The sequence below is a fragment of the Microbulbifer variabilis genome (assembly GCF_056232115.1).
Genome location: NZ_CP174325.1, coordinates 433317 through 450617 on the forward strand (window position 1 = coordinate 433317; position 17301 = coordinate 450617).

The following is a 17301-nucleotide window of genomic DNA, read 5'->3' on the forward strand; positions in this document are numbered from 1 at the left end:
TACAATAAGGGCAGCAATATACGCTATACCACGTTGACGTGTAAATTGAGGGTAATAGGACTGCCAGGTACCGAAAAACCGCCTGTTAATTCTACTCAGCTGTAAAGACAAGACTCCTCTCAATTGAGCCCCACAAACTCAACAAGAACTCGCCAAATGGAACTCTGGAACTTTAGTCTCTCCTCGTGAATATAATTGGGTGTACCGATTATATTCCTGACATCTAACTGGCTGTTTGAAACCGCTCTTCTGCGAAATATCGATTTTGTAAACCTTTATAAATGAGCACCAATTATCACCTATGCTTTGACCAGGACTCAGCTCACATATATTTCCATGCTAGGGTATAAACACATAAATTCTCCTTGACGGCTTAATCATTGGAACTGGCATATGAATATCTACCCAAAACTTCATACGCTGTCACTAAAAATCGCTATCTGCGCCATTTATTTCTTATCTACTCCATTAACTTCTGAGGTACAAGAAAATAAACTGCCAGACGGGCTCAAGTTAAATGAGTGGAAAGTACCCTGGCAGGGGCTGCCCAGAGACCCCCATGTGGATAACAAACAGCAAGTTTGGTTCTGTGGGCAGGCCGGCAACTATATCGGTCGATTTACCCCATCCGATCAGCAATTTAAAAAATTCGAGGTTCCTGAAGGAACACACCCTCATAATCTGATAGTGGATAAACAGGATATGATCTGGTATGCAGGCAACCGCAATGCTCACATTGGGCGTATGAATGCAGAGACAGGTAAAATCACTCAATACGCAATGCCTAAAGGCGTAAATGATCCACATACACTGGTTTTCAACCATGATGGCAATATCTGGTTTACAGCCCAGCAGAGCAACCGCATAGGCATATTGGATGTCAATAGTGGAGAAGTGAAAATAGCCACACCTCAAACGGCCAACGCACGTCCTTACGGAATCAAGGTAGATTCACAAAATCGCCCCTGGGTTGCCCTATTTGGTACGAATAAATTAGCTTGGGTAGACCCTAAAACCATGGCGGTAAACGAAGTCTCAATTCCCCGGCCGAACGCTCGGCCTCGTAGGCTGGAAATCGATACCTCCAACAATATCTGGTATGTAGACTATCCAGAAGGCTATCTTGGCAGATATACGCCCAGCACAAAAGAATTCAAGGAGTGGAAGCTCCCCACTGAAAACCCTCGCCCCTACGGAACCGCAATGGATAACAAAGGCCGGCTATGGGTAGCAGACACCGGCGATATTCCTAACATCATCTTTGCTTTTGATATAGAAACACAAAAATTTGTCAGCCAAACTACCGTACCCAGTGGAGGAAACATTCGATATATGTATTTCGACAACAAAGATGGAAGCTTTTGGTTTGGTGTCGATGCTGGGTTCTTGGATCAGGGAATACCAAAAAACTGAGCCAGTTCTAAGTTTAAAAAATATTAACCCCTTAACCAAGGGACCCTCTGTTGGTCAAAATAATTTTTTGAAAGTAGTTAAGCTCAAACTTTACTACCCTATCCAGTTATTTTATCTTCTTTCCAAATATAAAAATCACACAAGGAGATAAACATGCCAAACAATCCTATAGGAAACAAAATTTATCCAACTGGAGGAGCCTCGCCTTTAGTAGACGTTCTTATGAATAGAGGATCCGAAGGGGGAAACCCAATATATATTCACTACACAAGTCAAGCTGGATTTAATCAGATCTTAATGATAGACAAATTTATTAAAGGAACCCCTGACAGGACACGCCGGGGTCTGTCTGCTAAAACTGGAGTTTATTTAACGCCTTCAACACAGTGCTTTAGCCCAAGCGATGCCCACACCCTTCTTTTTTTCTCAGAAGATAGATATAAAAATAGTGCCACTCATATGTTTATTTTTATATTCAAGCAAGGCGTTGAACTTGAGGATTATGCCGTTAGCTCCAGCAGCCCATATCGAGAACTAATTTATAGGGGAGATGTTGATTTTCGTGCAAACGGAAATGCAAAAATGCTCTACGGTGGAAGAAATCGATTTATTGATGGGAACCCCTGGAATTGAATCTACCAAAAAAATCATAAGCTCCGAGAATATCTCTCGATACAGGGCCAGCTTTCCGAACCTTATCGAGGGATTACTTTTCAACGGCTTGCAACCTTTGATTTAAGAATTACTAATCATCATAAAAGGTTTCCGTGAATTAATTAAGGAGACACTAAAATTTTATTTAAATCTTAACTACACAAAAAGTAAACATCAAAAAGTAAACATGCAGGTGCCTACTCTGGTGGAGGTTGCCAATTGATCACAGCGGGATAGGCCTTATTCTCGCATAACCAAATCACTGCTCGAACCCCAGGCCTAAGTCCTGCTTGTGGATCAGTCACTTTTCCCCAGTCACTCGCCAGAAACTCTTTCCCTTGTAGGCGGAACTGCGCTAAAAGTGCTTTCCAGCTAGGCATTGTCAGCACTAATAATTCTTTAGTGTCGTAATCAGTGGAAATCCATACCTTAATACTGTTTCCTTCACGCACCAATTTTGTCACCTCTCCCTGCCAGGAAGTCAACTGATTTCTATCACAAGTGACATAACCTGGCACAGCGAGCCTCTGGGCAGTTACCTTAGACGTACTCACCAATATCAAGGCACATAGGATAAATAATCGGATGCTGTTCATAATTGTCAGTGTATCGGGGGGAATAATCCCCCCGAAAAATTATTATAGGCCCCGATAGGTACTGCTTTGCTCATCAGCGCGAGTGGCCTGCCCCTCTGTAAATTCGTACATGCAGCTATCGTCCGTGTAATCCATAAAATTTGTAATCGGATCAAGACCGGCTGCGTTCCGTCCCCTTGTACAGGAATCCCTGCCTACTGGGCACCCATAAGCCGGTGACCTTTCTGCAGGGGTATCAGAGACATAATCCCCATTTCCACCACAGCCGCCTTGGAAGGTATGATACAAACCTAACCAGTGGCCAACCTCGTGAGTAAGGGTATCGCCCTCATTGTAAGGCGCAGCATCGCCGCCAGGCACAGAACCGGTTAAAATAACTACCCCATCATCCAGTGGATCTGAGGAATAGCTGCTTGGGAAAGTTGCCCACCCAAGTAGGCCACCACCGATATCAGCCACATAGATATTCAGGTCTCCCGCATCACCAACACGCAATGAGCTTTTCATAGCGCGCTCTGCGGAGGAACCATAACCAACGTTATACCAAGAATTATTGGCCGTTACTGAAGTTGAAACCAGATTAAAAGTAAATGGTGTACTCGCATAAGCATCATTAAGCACCGCCATTTGCGAATTAATTACATTGCTGGGTAGCGAACCATTATTTGCGTTATCAGTAATAACATGAAAGTACACATCAATAGTTACAGAGCCAGCTGGACGTAGCGTATGACCTCCACTACTTATATTACGAGACTGTCCACGCAGCGCAGTGAAATGCTGCTCTTTCAAAGCAGCCTCCTGAACAGAGGGATGATTAGTGCCACAACGTTTAAATTTAGCATTGTCATTAGCACGCTCAATCGAAGAATCACTCTCAGCAAAACCGACAGCAGGTGATATTAGCAAACACAAAGATAATGCAGTTTTTATTGAAGTTGAAAGATTAGCTTTTCTCATAACCGGAACCTTAATTTTTTTTATTAAATTGATAACCCCAGACAGCCCGATCACCTTCCACTCTCAAACCAACTCATGTCAATAGTACCAAATCTCAAAAGCGTGATAATGACATCAATTTCTTTTATAGGGCGGCAAGTTCGACATAAAAAAACCACCCCCCATAAAGCGGGAAAAAACCCAACCAACAAAGGAAAATAAAAAATACACCAATGACAGGAAAAATAGTTTCAAGAGAAATTATTTTCAAAGCAAAAATAAGGGACCTATTAAAATCGGCAAGCTATACCCAAAACAAATACAAACCTTGGATACAACACAAAATATTTAAGCAACCATAGATATAAGAGCCACCGCAACTCCAACAAAAAGAGCAATTAAAAGATGGGGCCAAATTCCAAACAAACAAAAATCTCAGTAATTATCATCACCTGCCCCTTTGCCATATTTCTCGCCTCTACACCAATCAACCTTATTTTTATTAATATAAATGCTATTGGAATTGGCATATATTCGAAAACCCAGATATGCATTATCATTAGTGCGACTTTAATTTTAATCGTGAATCACAGCTTATTAATGACAACCACAAAGATAACCAGAGTAAAATTCAAGATGTACGTTACTCCGGAAGAATACTAAGAAAGTGGCCTCAGCCAGAAGGATACATCTGAACTAGCAATGCAGGAGCTAGAGAGAAGCCATAATACTCATCGTAATTTAACAGAAAATACTTACTCCTTTGCTGCCCTTGTATTACCATTCATATTGGCTTTTCCTTCCATAATTGCCACCACTTCTTGGATTCGCCATAGCCAGACCTGGTCACACTGACCTACCTTACAGGCAACAGCAATTTGCGTGGCTTATTTATAAGTTAGTCTTTTAGTGATGTATGGAATGGCAAGCTATTTAATTATTGCCTGGACCGCTTAATATATTATTGGACCTGAAAGGTTTAGCAGTTATTTAGGCCATCACTTACACAACCAACAATCCTAGGGCCGTTCAGCTTGTTGTGCTGGAGCGGTAGCGAGTTTTAGAAATTTTCTAATCGAGAGACGACATGAATAAAAATAGGCGCCCAAATAATCTTATTCAATTTTATTAAGTTTTTTTCAGCATCAAAACTACGTAAAATCAATAGAATTTGATCAGCAATATGGGCCATACTCGAACAAGCCTCTATGAGTTCATACCCCCAAATAACTAAAGATAACTAAAGATAACTAAAGATACCTAAGATCTTTTTAAATGACCCATTTTCTCTAAGGAGAACGTTAGCGTGAAGTAAGTACAGATAAAAGGCGCTGACCCAAGGTGCTACCAACACCAGGGGCCAGCTAACCAAATTGATAATCAGACTATCAAAGTGGCTATATGCATAGTACGCTAGAAACCTGCTCGTCTTCAATAAAGGCGAACACATTCAGTAGCTTGGAGCGATTTTCCAAGCTCTGGGAGCGTAGCGTCCGCCTTTTCTTATTTCACGCCTACCGTTCTCGTGCCCCACCCTTCCTTTCCTGCCAGCATTACTTTCCAAGCCCTCTCATCCCGGAAGGTCTACCCATGGTTAGAGTTTAAATAGGAAACGAATATGTTGATCTTGAAGCGCAGGACCGGCGAAAACCTAAGGATTGGGGCTAATGTCTCAATCACAGTATTGGAGATTAGAGGTAACCAAGTGAAGATAGGAATACAAGCTCCCAAATCATTACCTGTTCATCGCGAGGAAATTTACAAGCGTATCCAAAAAAAACTAGAACTGACCAATAGAAACCGTTTAATAAAAGAGTCTGCCAATAGGAAATGCTCAACCCAGACCGAATAACACTAAGCTATTCTAAGTTGATTATAGTTTTTGCATACTCTCTCTAAATATTACTAGAGTTCAACCATCAGGGAGCGGGACTGGACTACACCTTCACCAAATGAAGCTGAACATTATCCAGTCTTTTGTCCAAAACAATGATCCTGGTACCTTTTAGGGGTGGAATCGAAACTGCTAAATTTATTTAGCCTTCAGTGTGTTTTACAATACTACTCAGAATTCTTATAGTCCAGCTGCCTCTGGTTTATACCCTCTTTCCTAGCTGTCACTAAAGATGCATATAGGTCGCACCTCACAATTGCCTCCTTTACGCTATAACTTTATTAAGCCTTAAACTCAAAAAAAACGAGCACACATTAAATATATTCTTTTCCAGAATCTGGATTGGCAACACTAACCCTAAAGTCACTAGTTTTTTTCAACTCCCCAATCTCCTTCATTACCATTGGGGAATTCAATACTTCAGCACACACTTGAAAATACTTTTCTCCGTCGAGCTTTTTATTTTCAGATTGTGAATAATCAGCTTTCATCACCTCAGCAAGCTTTTCGGACGCTTTCCAACCAGCACAGGTTTTGGAGAACTGAAAAAATCTCCAATCAGCCATTTCCTCTGGATCTTTTAATAACTCATCATCCTCTGCTTCATCTTTTGTTAAGAAAGCAAGTTCCAAAAATCCATTCCAAGGATGGCAATCTAGTGCCAACATGCTCACCTCTAAAGCTGGGTGCTTTTTCCTCCACTCATCAATCGTCAGTGCAACTGCTAGCTGAAAATCCTTCTTCCAATCATCAATTGTCATAATTCCGCCTGTTTAAGAATCTATTGCCCCCAATGAGGGTCACTCTTTTGTAATCTTACTTCATTATTAACAAGTGCATCTCGCACGGTATTCTCCGCTGAAGAGATCTCTGAAAGTAGATTTTCATCTGAAATTTCACCTGCATCATACCCCTTTTGAATTTTAGCCGGCTCATCATGCACCAACTTATCTGCGGAACCATCATGTCGAGAGCTTAAATGCCTACCGGTATGAAGAGGTAGGCCCGTTTCCTTAGCCAAATCAATGTCAGTTGGCAAAGCTATACCATTGGAACCTCTGTTAATGTTATAACCTAATTCAGCTGCTTTATGCATAACAGGGTATTGCTGGGCAATTTTGATACTTAAAATATGATGTCCAGCATGCCCCTCAGGAACTCCACCTGAAATCTGATCATTAAGAGTAAGCCCCGTATCTCTTTCTAAACTTCCCTCTTTACAAGATAAGCCAAATGGATCAACCCATCTCACAGGGTTAGGCACATACCGATAATTATTCGCCCCGCCCAACAACCCTATGGGGTCCTGCTGAATAAACTCCCCAACCTGCGGATCATAGTACCTAAACCGGTTGTAATGCAGCCCAGTCTCTTCATCAAAGTACTGACCTTGGAAGCGGATTGGCTGCTCTATCTGATTTTCATGGGCCAGGGCAATATTGCCATAGCTCTTGTAGGCAACGCTCCAGACCACTTCACCTTCCTGGTTCGTGAGGGTATCCGGGGTGCCGAGGTGGTCCAGGTGATAGTGGTAGACCTGTTCTTTATCTTGTTCGCTTTCCTTTAAAGCAACCGGTTTAAAGGTGCCCGGTTCGAAGTAATAGGTGCGGGTACTGAGATCCTGTTTGGTTTGGTTGTCCGTTTTGTTTTCCTGTAGGAGGACATCGCTATCCCAGAGGAATTCGGTTTGTTCGCTGTTCGTGACTTTGCCAATACGACGGCCCAGGGGGTCGTATTGGTAGTGGATCACCTGTTGGAACTGTTCTGTGCCCTTCTCTACCTTGAGCTTTTCTACACGTACCAGCTGCTGGCGGCTGTTGTAGTGGTAGCGGGTTTGCAGTTTTTGCCCTTTACCGCGCAGTTCGGCAATGCGATTGCCGTGGATATCGTAGCGGTAGTGGGTATCACCGCGGAAGGCTAAACGGTTGCCTTTGACCTGGGTGGCACTGGCCTGCTGTTTGGCTTCGTCTTTTGAGTTGGCGGCCGCGAGAATATTGTGTGCGGGGTCGTGCACAATATATTCAGGGTTGGGGCCGTCTACCTGGGTCAGACTATCGTAGGCGCAACAGGGACTGCGGCCATCAGAGTCGGGCGTGCCAACAACCCCCGGGGGACTGTAGCTGTATTGGGTGCGGACGCAATCTACGGAGATTACCTCATGGATACGACCCTGAGCATCGTATTCGCAGACAGCAATCTGAAACCTGATTAAAGGTTAATTAAACGCCAATAATTTACTCTGACCTCAATTATTAATCAGCAACCACCCACATAGCGGGTGCTATGGTGAAAGCCTCCAAAGGAGGCTAGTTACAATCCGGCCAGCTACATCTGCTGTTGACGGCGCACTCCAGCTTCTTGATTCTTGATGTACTCTCGAATCAGCTGCTCATCGAGCCTCACCCTACTAACGCAATATCCTCAAGCCCAAAAGTGTCTTCCTGTAAATTTCTCTGTACATGCTTGCACTTCTGAAATATCTGGATCGAAGATTTTCCCTTCAAAGAACCCAACCGTATTGGAAACACTGAATTTCGGAGGAATCATTAACAACATATGAGTGTGCCCCCTCACTATGTACCCCTCGACCAAATCAATGCCCTTTTGACGGCATAAGTCTCGAAATATCGCTCCAATCTCCCGTCTCAATGTTCCAAATAATGCTTTCTTTGGATGCTTAAACACACATACTACGTGGTACCAGCAATAATGCTTCACAAGAGCTTCGCACTACCAATTTCGTATATGGCCTCCTTTATAGAACTTGCCAGTTCATGGAGGCCATATTTTTCATTCTGCGCGCCGTAACGGAAGAGCCCTGTCAAGTCTCATCGACAGAGGCGGTGGTTTACCTATGTATTAATTAATTCGTTCACAGTGTACGATGATGGTTGTAACTTGCCTGTCGGAAAGAATCCATCTAAATAAGCTTTAAGCATAGCCGCAACCCAAAGATTATCAGATGATACAACTATAGATTTAGCAATAAGCTCAAAATCATCACAAACGTATTCAGATATTTCATTAACCCCGACAGCCTTGCTTGTCAACTTAAAAGCAGCTTCTCTAATCTCATCGATTAAGTCCTTTGAATCTTGACTTAATGAAACTTGAGTAAATTTCTCCCCTATACTTTTATTTGCACTCACCCAATCACTATCAAATGGGTCATCATCTCTTTGATCAAGAGCAAAATCAATATTCAGATTTTTAAAGTTTCTTAACCCAATAACTTTTCCATCTTTTATCAACTGGAGTAAAGAGGTTAATTTATTACTCATAGCATTCCAATACCCTTCAAATATTCTTCCATTGTTTCCACAGCATTCTTAGGAGTAAGATCCTCTCCTAAATTGTACTTTCCATTTGGTGATTTAACATCCACTTTAATATCATCAAGATTTTCATATGCTTTTTTATATGCATCCATAAGTTCTTGATCAGTACCATCAAAGTCTCCTTGTCTCGGGCCAATTACTTCTCTTTCAGCATTATGTAATCTCCAATGATCACGTCCTGGATCATCACCTTTAAAATGCAATGTAGGTCGGTCCTTATCCGATCTCTTAACCTCGAACGGCCTTCCTTTGCTTTTTCTTACCGCAGGAACATGATGCCCAGACTCTCCGACATTGATCCTTTTTATGGTATCACAATCACCTTTTTCAGCCGTTAAGCCGAATGGATCTACAAATTGAACTGTATTTGTCACATAAAGGTAGCTATTAGGCCCACCTTGCAACCCAATCGGATCCTGCTGAGTAAACTCCCCAACCTGGGGATCATAGTACCTAAACCGGTTGTAGTGCAGCCCAGTTTCTTCATCAAAGTACTGACCTTGGAAGCGGATTGGTTGGGCTATTTGGGTTTTATGGGCTAAGGCAATATTGCCATAGCTCTTGTAGGCAACACTCCATACCACTTCACCCTCCTGGTTCGTGAGGGTATCCGGGGTGCCGAGGTGGTCCAGGTGGTAGTGGTAGACCTGTTCTTTATCTTGTTCGCTTTCCTTTAAAGCAACCGGTTTAAAGGTGCCCGGTTCGAAGTAATAGGTGCGGGTACTGAGATCCTGTTTGGTTTGGTTGTCCGTTTTGTTTTCCTGCAGGAGGACATCGCTATCCCAGAAGAATTCGGTTTGTTCGCTGTTCGTGACTTTGCCAATACGACGGCCCAGGGGGTCGTATTGGTAGTGGATCACCTGTTGGAACTGTTCTGTGCCCTTTTCTACCTTGAGCTTTTCTACACGTACCAGCTGCTGGCGGCTGTTGTAGTGGTAGCGGGTTTGCAGTTTTTGCCCTTTACCGCGCAGTTCGGCAATGCGGTTGCCGTGGATATCGTAGCGGTAGTGGTTATCACCGCGGAAGGCTAAACGGTTGCCTTTGACCTGGGTGGCACTGGCCTGCTGTTTGGCTTCGTCTTTTGAGTTGCCGGCCGCGAGAATATTGTGTGCGGGGTCGTGCACAAAATATTCAGGGTTGGGGCCGTCTACCTGGGTCAGGCGATCCAGGGCGTCGTAGTGGTAGCTGCGGGTTCCGCGCAGGCTGTCTTCGATTTTGGCGATCTGGCCGGCTTTGTTGTACTGGTAACTGCGCTCCAGAATTGAGCTTGTGTCCTGGGTGGGATCGGACACCGGGCTCTGGTTTGCATTGCCGGTTTTGCCCAGGCGCAGCTTGTGCAGGCGGCCTTGTGGATCGTAGTCTCTTTGGCTTTCCAGTCCGTTGCCGTGTTGGCGCTGGCTTTCCCTGCCCTGTTCGTCGTGACTGATACTGGTAATCAGCTGATCGGTATCGCTGCCTAAGGGGCGGCGGTGCAGGCTTTGGAATTGACCGGCGGGGTTAAAAGCAAAGTTAAGTACCTCGCCACCGGGTAGTGTGGTGGCGATACGGTTGCCGGCGGCATCGTACTGGTGGCTCAGTTTATCTTTGCCCTGCCAGTCGGTGGTAACGCGGCCATTGGCATCGTATTCCCAGCGCAGTTTGCGGTGGGTATTTTCTGCTTCGATAAGTTGTCCGCTGCGGTTGTAGCGGAAGTTGGTGATTCCGTCCGGGGTGGTTTCTTCCAATAGGCGGCCGAAGGGGTCGCGCTCGAAGATGGTGTCGATGCCTTTGCCGCTGTCTGTGTCGGTTACGGCTCTGGAGCTTACCAGATGGCCGGCGCGGTTATAGGCGTAGCGGGTAACGCGGCCATCGAAGCCAACTTCTTCAATCAGGCGTTCATTGAGGTCGTATTTAAGTTGGTAGCGCTCGCCATTTTCATTGGCTAGGCCAATTAAGTTGCGTTCGCCATCATAGTGATATTCCAGGCGGCTGCCGTCCGGGTTGGTACGGGTCTTAACCTGGCTGAGGCCGTCGTAAGCGTAGCAGGTACTGCGGCCTTCAGAGTCAATGACTTCGGCAAGCAATCCTTGGGGGTTATAGCTGTATTGAGTCCGGGCACCGTCTGGGGTGGTCACCGCATGGATACGGTCCTGGGCATCGTATTCATAGCGGGTTATCTGGCCCGGAGCATGCTGCACTTCAGCCAGGCGACGAGCACCGTCGTAGCGGTAGTGCTGGGCGCGGCCCATGGGATCTTTGATCGCGGCAAGATTGCCTTCGGGGTTCCAAAGGTAGCGGGTGGTATTGCCGAGAGGGTCGGTAACGCTGCCGATTAAGCCAACAGGGTTATAGCCGTATTGGGTGCTGTTGCCGAGGGGGTCTTTGCTGGCAACGATCTGGCCATTTTCGTTGTATTCCCGTTGCCAGCTATTACCGGCGGGGTCGGTAACTTTTGCGGGCAGGCCTTCACCGTTGTATTCGATACGGTGGTTGTTGCCGGCGGCATCGGTCTTTTGTATCAGGCGACCCTGATTATCGTACTGGTAAATTTCTTCGCGCAGGCTGCCATCGTCGCTGGGCAGCTGTACCCGGGTGACCTGACCCAGGTCGTTGTAGCTATAGAGAGTCTCTGCACCTTCCGGATCGCGGTGATAGATTGGTAGGGCACGGTCATTAAAGCGGTAGCGCTCTTTACCGCCGCGGGTGTCGGTAACGGTAACGCCCTTGCCATCATCATCCCAGGCAAACTGGTAATTGTAAGTATCCTGCCCATCGATAGGATCGCCCCACTGGCGCACACAGCGGGCGGAGGGGCCTTCGGCATCCCATTCAAAGTGGAAGCGGTAGCCGGTTTTTAGGGTGCGCTGCTTAATGACGTGCTGATGGTACTGGTACTGCTCGCTGTGTCCGTCGGCGTCGATGGCTTTGATCAGGTCCCCTTCACCACTGTACTCATAATTTGCGAGTACTTTAATACGGCCGTCGCGGGTTTCTTTTTTCAGCTCACCAATACGCTGGCTGTTTGGCTGCCCTGGCGGCGGGCTGATATGCAGGGCTTCACCGATGCTGCTTTCGATACAGATCAGACGTTCGTCGACATAGTGGAACAGGTAATAATTGCCGTAGCCATCGCGGATTTCTGCAAGCTTGAGGGAGCCTTTATCTCCGGTGGCTTTAAAGTGTTTTTGTACACCTTTGGGGGCACCGTAAGGAGTCACTATCCAGTGATCGTCATTAATGCGGGTGAGGCTTAACTGCTCCACTACGTTGTGACTGCGGCCGCTGTCTCCTGGAGCAGGCAGACTGTTCACCCTGCCTTCGGCATCGTGGAACTGCACTGCTTTACCCGGGCGCCACACCAGCTTTTCACCCAGGGTGTGGGTCCAGCCGTGGCCCAGGCCGAAGTCTTTGGAATTACTGCTGCGGTAGGTGCGCGCCACGGTGAGTGGCAGTGGACCATCCAGTACGGCATCGACCAAAGTAAGGCGTTCTTCACCCGTTTTTAAGTTAATAGGTTCGCCGCCTTCGCAAGCCTTGCCATTACATTGGGAGCTATCTCCGTTATGGTTTTTCCCGGTTTGGCTATTGGTTTTATCCGCTTCGCTGGATTGGCTGGTCTTACTGCTATCGCTAGCCTGAGAATTATTGCTGTTATTACCAGAGCTATTTCCGCTTTGGTTACTGTTATTGGCACCAGAGCTGCTGGAGCTGCCACTGGAGCTCGAACTGCTCGAAGAGGGGCCATTCGAATTGGATGGGGCGGCTGCATCGGAAGAGCTCAGGTCGGAAAAGCTGGCTCCATTACCCTTGGCATTACCACCTCGCTTTTTGGAAAGCAGATTACGTTGCTTTTTCAGCTTGGCGAAGTCGAGCATCAAATCGCCAATACCGCGGAAAGCCTTCAGCAGACGGGCATTTTTAACCAGGGATGCCACAGCACCGGCACCACCTGTGACTGCAGCCAAGACGATAGTAAGAATAATCTCGAATGCACCACCACCGGCCATCTCGGTGATTTCGAGGCTGTGCTGGGCTTTTACATAATCCTGAGCAAAACGGAAAATCGTATCGCGTAGTGCCGGCTCGTCATAAATCACCTGGGCCACTTCGAGGGCCAGCTCCAGCTGCTGCTTGGTGATCTTGGATGGATCAAAGCCAAGCACATCAACGGCTTCCCGATGCACTGCAGAGAGGTACTCTTTGCCGGATTCCTCGAAGCTCTTATCGTACAAAAGGTAGTTTGCTGTTGCCGTGCTGAGTTCCCTGGCCTGGCGCATGGGATTAACTAGCGCAGCTACTTCCATCACGTCCTTGCCCCAAACCGCCAGGCCCCAAGCGGCATTGCCTAAGCCGGTAGCACCGCGATCAATATAGGCACCCACTTTCTCTAAGGTGGAGCGCTGCTCGTGACGCTGTTGGATCAGCGCTGCCTCAGCTCGTTCTTGGGCAATAATCTGCTGCAGCCCCATGCGAATCTTGGTAATCAACTCTGACTGCTTATCAGCAAGCGCCGTGGCTGCAAACGGGGCTTCTTCAATAATCAGGCGATTTTGGATCAGGGCCAGGTAAATTTCCTGTTCTCGACTGGAAAGATGGCCGGGCGCTTCACTCAGTGGCCCTAAGAAGACAGTGCCCGCCTGGCTTGATTGAATACTGACACTCAGCGCATTACAGGAGATACCATTCATGCCAAAGAAGTGTTCGTGAATCTCCTGGATTACAGCATCATCAAACATGGACAACAGCTGGCTGGCATTGACCTTCAGGGGAATGCCCATCTGGTATGCCCAACCAACTCTGACCATATAACGAACGCCTTGCCTGTTCTCGACACTTAGCTGCATGGATAATCCTTCAAACGCCGTAAGCCCGCTGTGCGCCAGCCTCTAGTTATCATTTCCTGACCCAATAAATCGTCTTGATTTATTTTTGGTCTCGGCATTGGGAATACCAACTCAAAGAGCCGGATTCACCTTTGACTTGCTCAATTTGCAATCAAAAACCCTGTTTTCCGCACGGTTGAATACCCCTAGAAAACATATTGAATTAGGGTAATCGCAATTTGTGAAATCTTAAATAGTGAAAATCACCGCCTTTCTGGCTTATGGAAATTCTACTCGCCAATAGTTCTAATTCACCGGCACTAGGATGAGGTGAGGCCAAAGCTACTGGCAGGAGATACCTGAAATTGCGACCTGTTGAAGCAGGTTACCGCAAATAGGCTGGTTGGGATAGATAAGTGTTATTACACGAATAAGACAAACCAAGGAGTCAGTTTGACACCCAGGGAAAAAAGAAATAATCAAATAAAATAGTTTAATTGTTTTATTTCGGAGTTAACAACCGTAGATAATTTACAGAAAGAGCTCTATTGGAAAATATAATTCAGCAGCAAAGCCCTGCCGCAGAATTACCCATACACAAGATAAGTAGCCCTGAAAATGCTGTGGTTTTTTAATAGGCAATAAACATATTTATTTGCCTAGAACAGCAAAAAATCAATAAATAAGGAAACAATATGGAACTGTAGTCTTATATTTTTGCGCAAATAACAACCAAAATATAAGAAAAGAATAAAAAAGCGCAGGAAAATTTTTTGAGGTCACAGCCATTAAATTACATCAACAACTGCTGCACCATCACCAGCCCTCTTGGGTTCAGGGCAGGTGATGGCTTACACCGAATAATTGGTTACTCGATCTCTTTAATACGCATGGAGCTGGTGTGTCCACCTACATTCAAGCGTTCACCTTGGGTGATCAAGACTCTCTGCCCTTTCTGTAGGTCAATACGCGAACTGAGCACTTCAATAATGGACTCGGTAAGATGCCCCAGTGGAACTGCCGCCGGATCAAAGCTGATGGGCTCAACACCACGTAACAATACCAATTGGCGCGCAACATTCGGGTGTCGTGTCATTGCATAAATAGGTAGGCGAGTATTGGCCCGTGACATCATCCGTGGTGTACGCCCTGATTCTGTCAGGGCAGCCACGGCACAGAGGTTCTCCACTCGAGAGGCGACATCAATCGCAGCCTGGGCAATGACCGTGTCAATACGGTCGGAGGCACCATGCTCCTCAGGGGTGTATGGGACACTGCCAAGATACTGTTCAGCACCCACAATCACCTCACTCATGGATTCCACTGCCGCCACCGGGTAATCACCCGCAGCGGTCTCAGCAGAGAGCATCACAGCATCTGTACCATCCAACACTGCATTGGCAACATCCATCACTTCTGCGCGGGTGGGTGTCGGGCTGGTGATCATGGACTCCATCATTTGAGTCGCAGTAATCACGCCACGATTGAGCGCATTAGCGCGATTGATCAATTTCTTTTGTACACCCACCAGGGCCGGATCGCCAATCTCAACCCCGAGGTCACCTCGAGCGACCATGATGGCATCGGATGCAAGAATCAATGCATCCATCTCCGCATTGTCAGCAACTGCCTCAGCGCGCTCCACCTTGGCCACTATCGCTGCCTGGCTGCCAGCTGCCTGCATAGCCTTGCGAGCAGTTTCCAGATCTTCCGCACAGCGAGGGAAACTCACCGCGAGAAAATCTACCGCTAACTCAGCGGCCAGCTCAATATCCCGGTAATCTTTCTCTGTCAAAGCCGGTGCGGAAAGGCCACCCCCAAGAAGATTGATGCCTTTGTTGTTAGATAACTTGCCACCTTGCAATACCCGACAATAAAGCTTACTCGGTGTGGTACCAGTTACTTCAAGGCGGATCTTGCCATCGTCCAGAAGTAGGATATTGCCAGACTCACAATCACTAATCAGGCTAGGATAATCAACCCCAACACGGTGCTCATCACCACCTTCGGGGGGACAGTCGAGATCCAAAGTAAATTCGTCATTATTTTCCAGGTCAACGCTACCGTTGGCAAAGCGCGCTATGCGTATTTTGGGTCCCTGCAAATCCCCCAGCACAGCCACAGTTTTACCCTGTGCTGTTGCGGCTTCGCGCACCTCTTCCACCCTGCGGCGGTGGTCTTCGGCGGAGCCGTGGGAAAAATTCAGGCGCACAATATTTACCCCGGCACGAATCATCTCCTCGATTACGTGGGGTTTGTCTGTGCCGGGTCCCAGGGTGGCGACAATTTTTGTATGGCGAATCATATGGTCCCGTCAGCTATTCAGTTTGAAAAAAGTTCTTTGGACTGGCCAACCTTATTCCCTGATGGTTTTTACCAGCCCTTAAAGTACAAGACGAATTTATAGGTTATCCCGCACCTATATTCCGGCACTAAGCCGGCGTTCCGCTCAATCGAATCAGGCCGACTCGGCCACAGGCAAGTCCAATTGCAGTGCCGCAGCCATGGCCAAACTGGTATCCAGCATACGATGGGAGAAGCCCCACTCGTTGTCATACCAGGCCATCACTTTCACCAAATTGCCATTTACACGAGTGTGATTGGCATCGAAGTGGCTGGAAGCACTGGTGTGATTAAAGTCTACCGATACCAGTGGCTGGTCACAGTAAGTCAAAACGCCATTACTGGCTTCCGCTGCCTGCTGCATAATACGATTGATCTCCTCGACCGTAGTGTCGCGACCGGCAATAAACTGGCAGTCCACCAGGGAAACATTGCTTACCGGAACCCTTACAGCCATACCGTCCAGGCGCCCTTTCAATTCAGGTAGCACCAGGCCAACAGCGGCGGCTGCACCGGTCTTGGTAGGAATCATATTGTCAGCTGCAGCCCTCGCCCGATAAATATCAGCGTGGACAGCATCCTGGGTGTTCTGGTCATTGGTATAGGCGTGTACCGTAGTCATTACGCCGCGCTCTATACCGAGCTCGCGGTGCAACGCCTGGGCCACTGGCGCCAGACAGTTAGTAGTGCAGGATGCATTGGAAACCACGCGGTGATCTGCGGTCAGGTTGGCGTCATTAACTCCGTAAACAACAGTGAGGTCAGCATCCTTTGACGGCGCAGAGATGAGCACCGCAGAGGCGCCTGCTTCGAGGTGTGCAGAAGCGGAGGCTTTATCGGTGAAGCGGCCAGTACACTCCAGCACCAAATCCACTCCGAGTTTTTTCCAGGGCAACTTGGCCGGATCTCGCTCCTGGCACACCTGCACTCGATCACCACCAACTACCAGTGCATCACCATCTACTTTCACATCCGTGCCAAAGCGGCCGTGGATGGTATCAAATCGGGTCAGGTGCGCATTGGATGCCACCGGGGCGAGGTCGTTAATCGCAACCAGTTGAATACGATCACTATAATCGGACTCGTAGATGGCTCGGGTGACGTTGCGGCCGATACGGCCGTAACCATTGATGGCAATTTTAATTTTCATCTGGCTTTACCCTGTTTATTAGCTTCTGGTTTTCCATGCTGCACCCATCAACGGATGCACCTTACCGAACGTTTGTGACAATTAACTCGGAAATGTAACAAGCCATCCATAACTTGCTGGACGATCACTCCTGCGAATAAAAAAATCATTTCTTCAGGAGCTAGCACCAGTC

General features: G+C 47.0%; 12 protein-coding genes and 1 pseudogene. 4 read left to right on the forward strand and 9 right to left on the reverse strand.

All coding sequences use genetic code 11. The features are described from left to right. The first annotated feature begins 393 nt into the window (after nt 1-393). Both ACJJI7_RS01905 and ACJJI7_RS01910 read left to right on the forward strand, forming a co-directional pair. Nucleotides 394-1413 (forward strand): Vgb family protein, encoded by a 1020-nt coding sequence (locus ACJJI7_RS01905; protein WP_444901073.1) that lies wholly within the window; start codon nt 394-396, stop codon nt 1411-1413. A gap of 153 nt (nt 1414-1566) precedes the next feature. After that, nucleotides 1567-2046 (forward strand): hypothetical protein, encoded by a 480-nt coding sequence (locus tag ACJJI7_RS01910; protein WP_020412539.1) that lies wholly within the window; start codon nt 1567-1569, stop codon nt 2044-2046. 218 nt (nt 2047-2264) lie between these two features. On the opposite strand, the gene ACJJI7_RS01915 is transcribed toward ACJJI7_RS01910, so the two are convergent. Next, nucleotides 2265-2663 carry a hypothetical protein gene (locus tag ACJJI7_RS01915; protein WP_444901072.1) on the reverse strand — a complete coding sequence of 133 codons (399 nt, stop codon included), beginning with the start codon at nt 2661-2663 and terminating at the stop codon, nt 2265-2267. Nucleotides 2664-2705: 42 nt separating this feature from the next. Next, a complete protein-coding gene (locus tag ACJJI7_RS01920; RefSeq protein ID WP_282952610.1) occupies nt 2706-3455 on the reverse strand; it encodes a zinc metalloprotease in 750 nt (249 codons plus the stop codon). A gap of 28 nt (nt 3456-3483) precedes the next feature. On the opposite strand from ACJJI7_RS01920, the gene ACJJI7_RS01925 reads away from it, so the two are divergent. Beyond that, the gene (locus ACJJI7_RS01925; protein WP_444901071.1) at nt 3484-3708 is read left to right on the forward strand and encodes a hypothetical protein; all 225 of its coding nucleotides are present in this window, start codon (nt 3484-3486) and stop codon (nt 3706-3708) included. 1512 nt (nt 3709-5220) lie between these two features. Then, a pseudogene (gene csrA, locus ACJJI7_RS01930) lies at nt 5221-5403 on the forward strand (carbon storage regulator CsrA); the annotation flags it as partial. 407 nt (nt 5404-5810) lie between these two features. Here the strand turns inward: csrA and ACJJI7_RS01935 are convergent. The 7 genes from ACJJI7_RS01935 to gap form a co-directional block, all read right to left on the reverse strand. Beyond that, nucleotides 5811-6257, reverse strand: a complete 447-nt coding sequence (locus ACJJI7_RS01935; RefSeq protein WP_444901070.1) for a hypothetical protein — start codon at nt 6255-6257, stop codon at nt 5811-5813. 20 nt (nt 6258-6277) lie between these two features. Then, nucleotides 6278-7510: an RHS repeat-associated core domain-containing protein gene (locus ACJJI7_RS01940; RefSeq protein ID WP_444901069.1), complete on the reverse strand. Its 1233-nt coding sequence runs from the start codon at nt 7508-7510 to the stop codon at nt 6278-6280. Between the two features lie 407 nt (nt 7511-7917). After that, entirely contained in the window at nt 7918-8214 is a 297-nt protein-coding gene (tnpA, locus tag ACJJI7_RS01945) for an IS200/IS605 family transposase (protein WP_444901068.1), read from the reverse strand. 134 nt (nt 8215-8348) lie between these two features. Next, nucleotides 8349-8777, reverse strand: coding sequence for an immunity protein PIM1 family protein (locus ACJJI7_RS01950; protein ID WP_282952603.1), 429 nt, complete (start codon nt 8775-8777; stop codon nt 8349-8351). Continuing rightward, complete coding sequence (locus ACJJI7_RS01955; protein WP_444901067.1) at nt 8774-13657, reverse strand: RHS repeat-associated core domain-containing protein; 4884 nt, start codon at nt 13655-13657, stop codon at nt 8774-8776. The genes ACJJI7_RS01950 and ACJJI7_RS01955 overlap by 4 nt, the downstream gene beginning before the upstream one ends. Before the next feature lie 847 nt (nt 13658-14504). Then, nucleotides 14505-15941, reverse strand: coding sequence for a pyruvate kinase (gene pyk, locus ACJJI7_RS01960; protein WP_020412533.1), 1437 nt, complete (start codon nt 15939-15941; stop codon nt 14505-14507). 153 nt (nt 15942-16094) lie between these two features. Next, nucleotides 16095-17129: a type I glyceraldehyde-3-phosphate dehydrogenase gene (gene gap, locus ACJJI7_RS01965; protein WP_020412532.1), complete on the reverse strand. Its 1035-nt coding sequence runs from the start codon at nt 17127-17129 to the stop codon at nt 16095-16097. Nucleotides 17130-17301 lie beyond the last annotated feature (172 nt).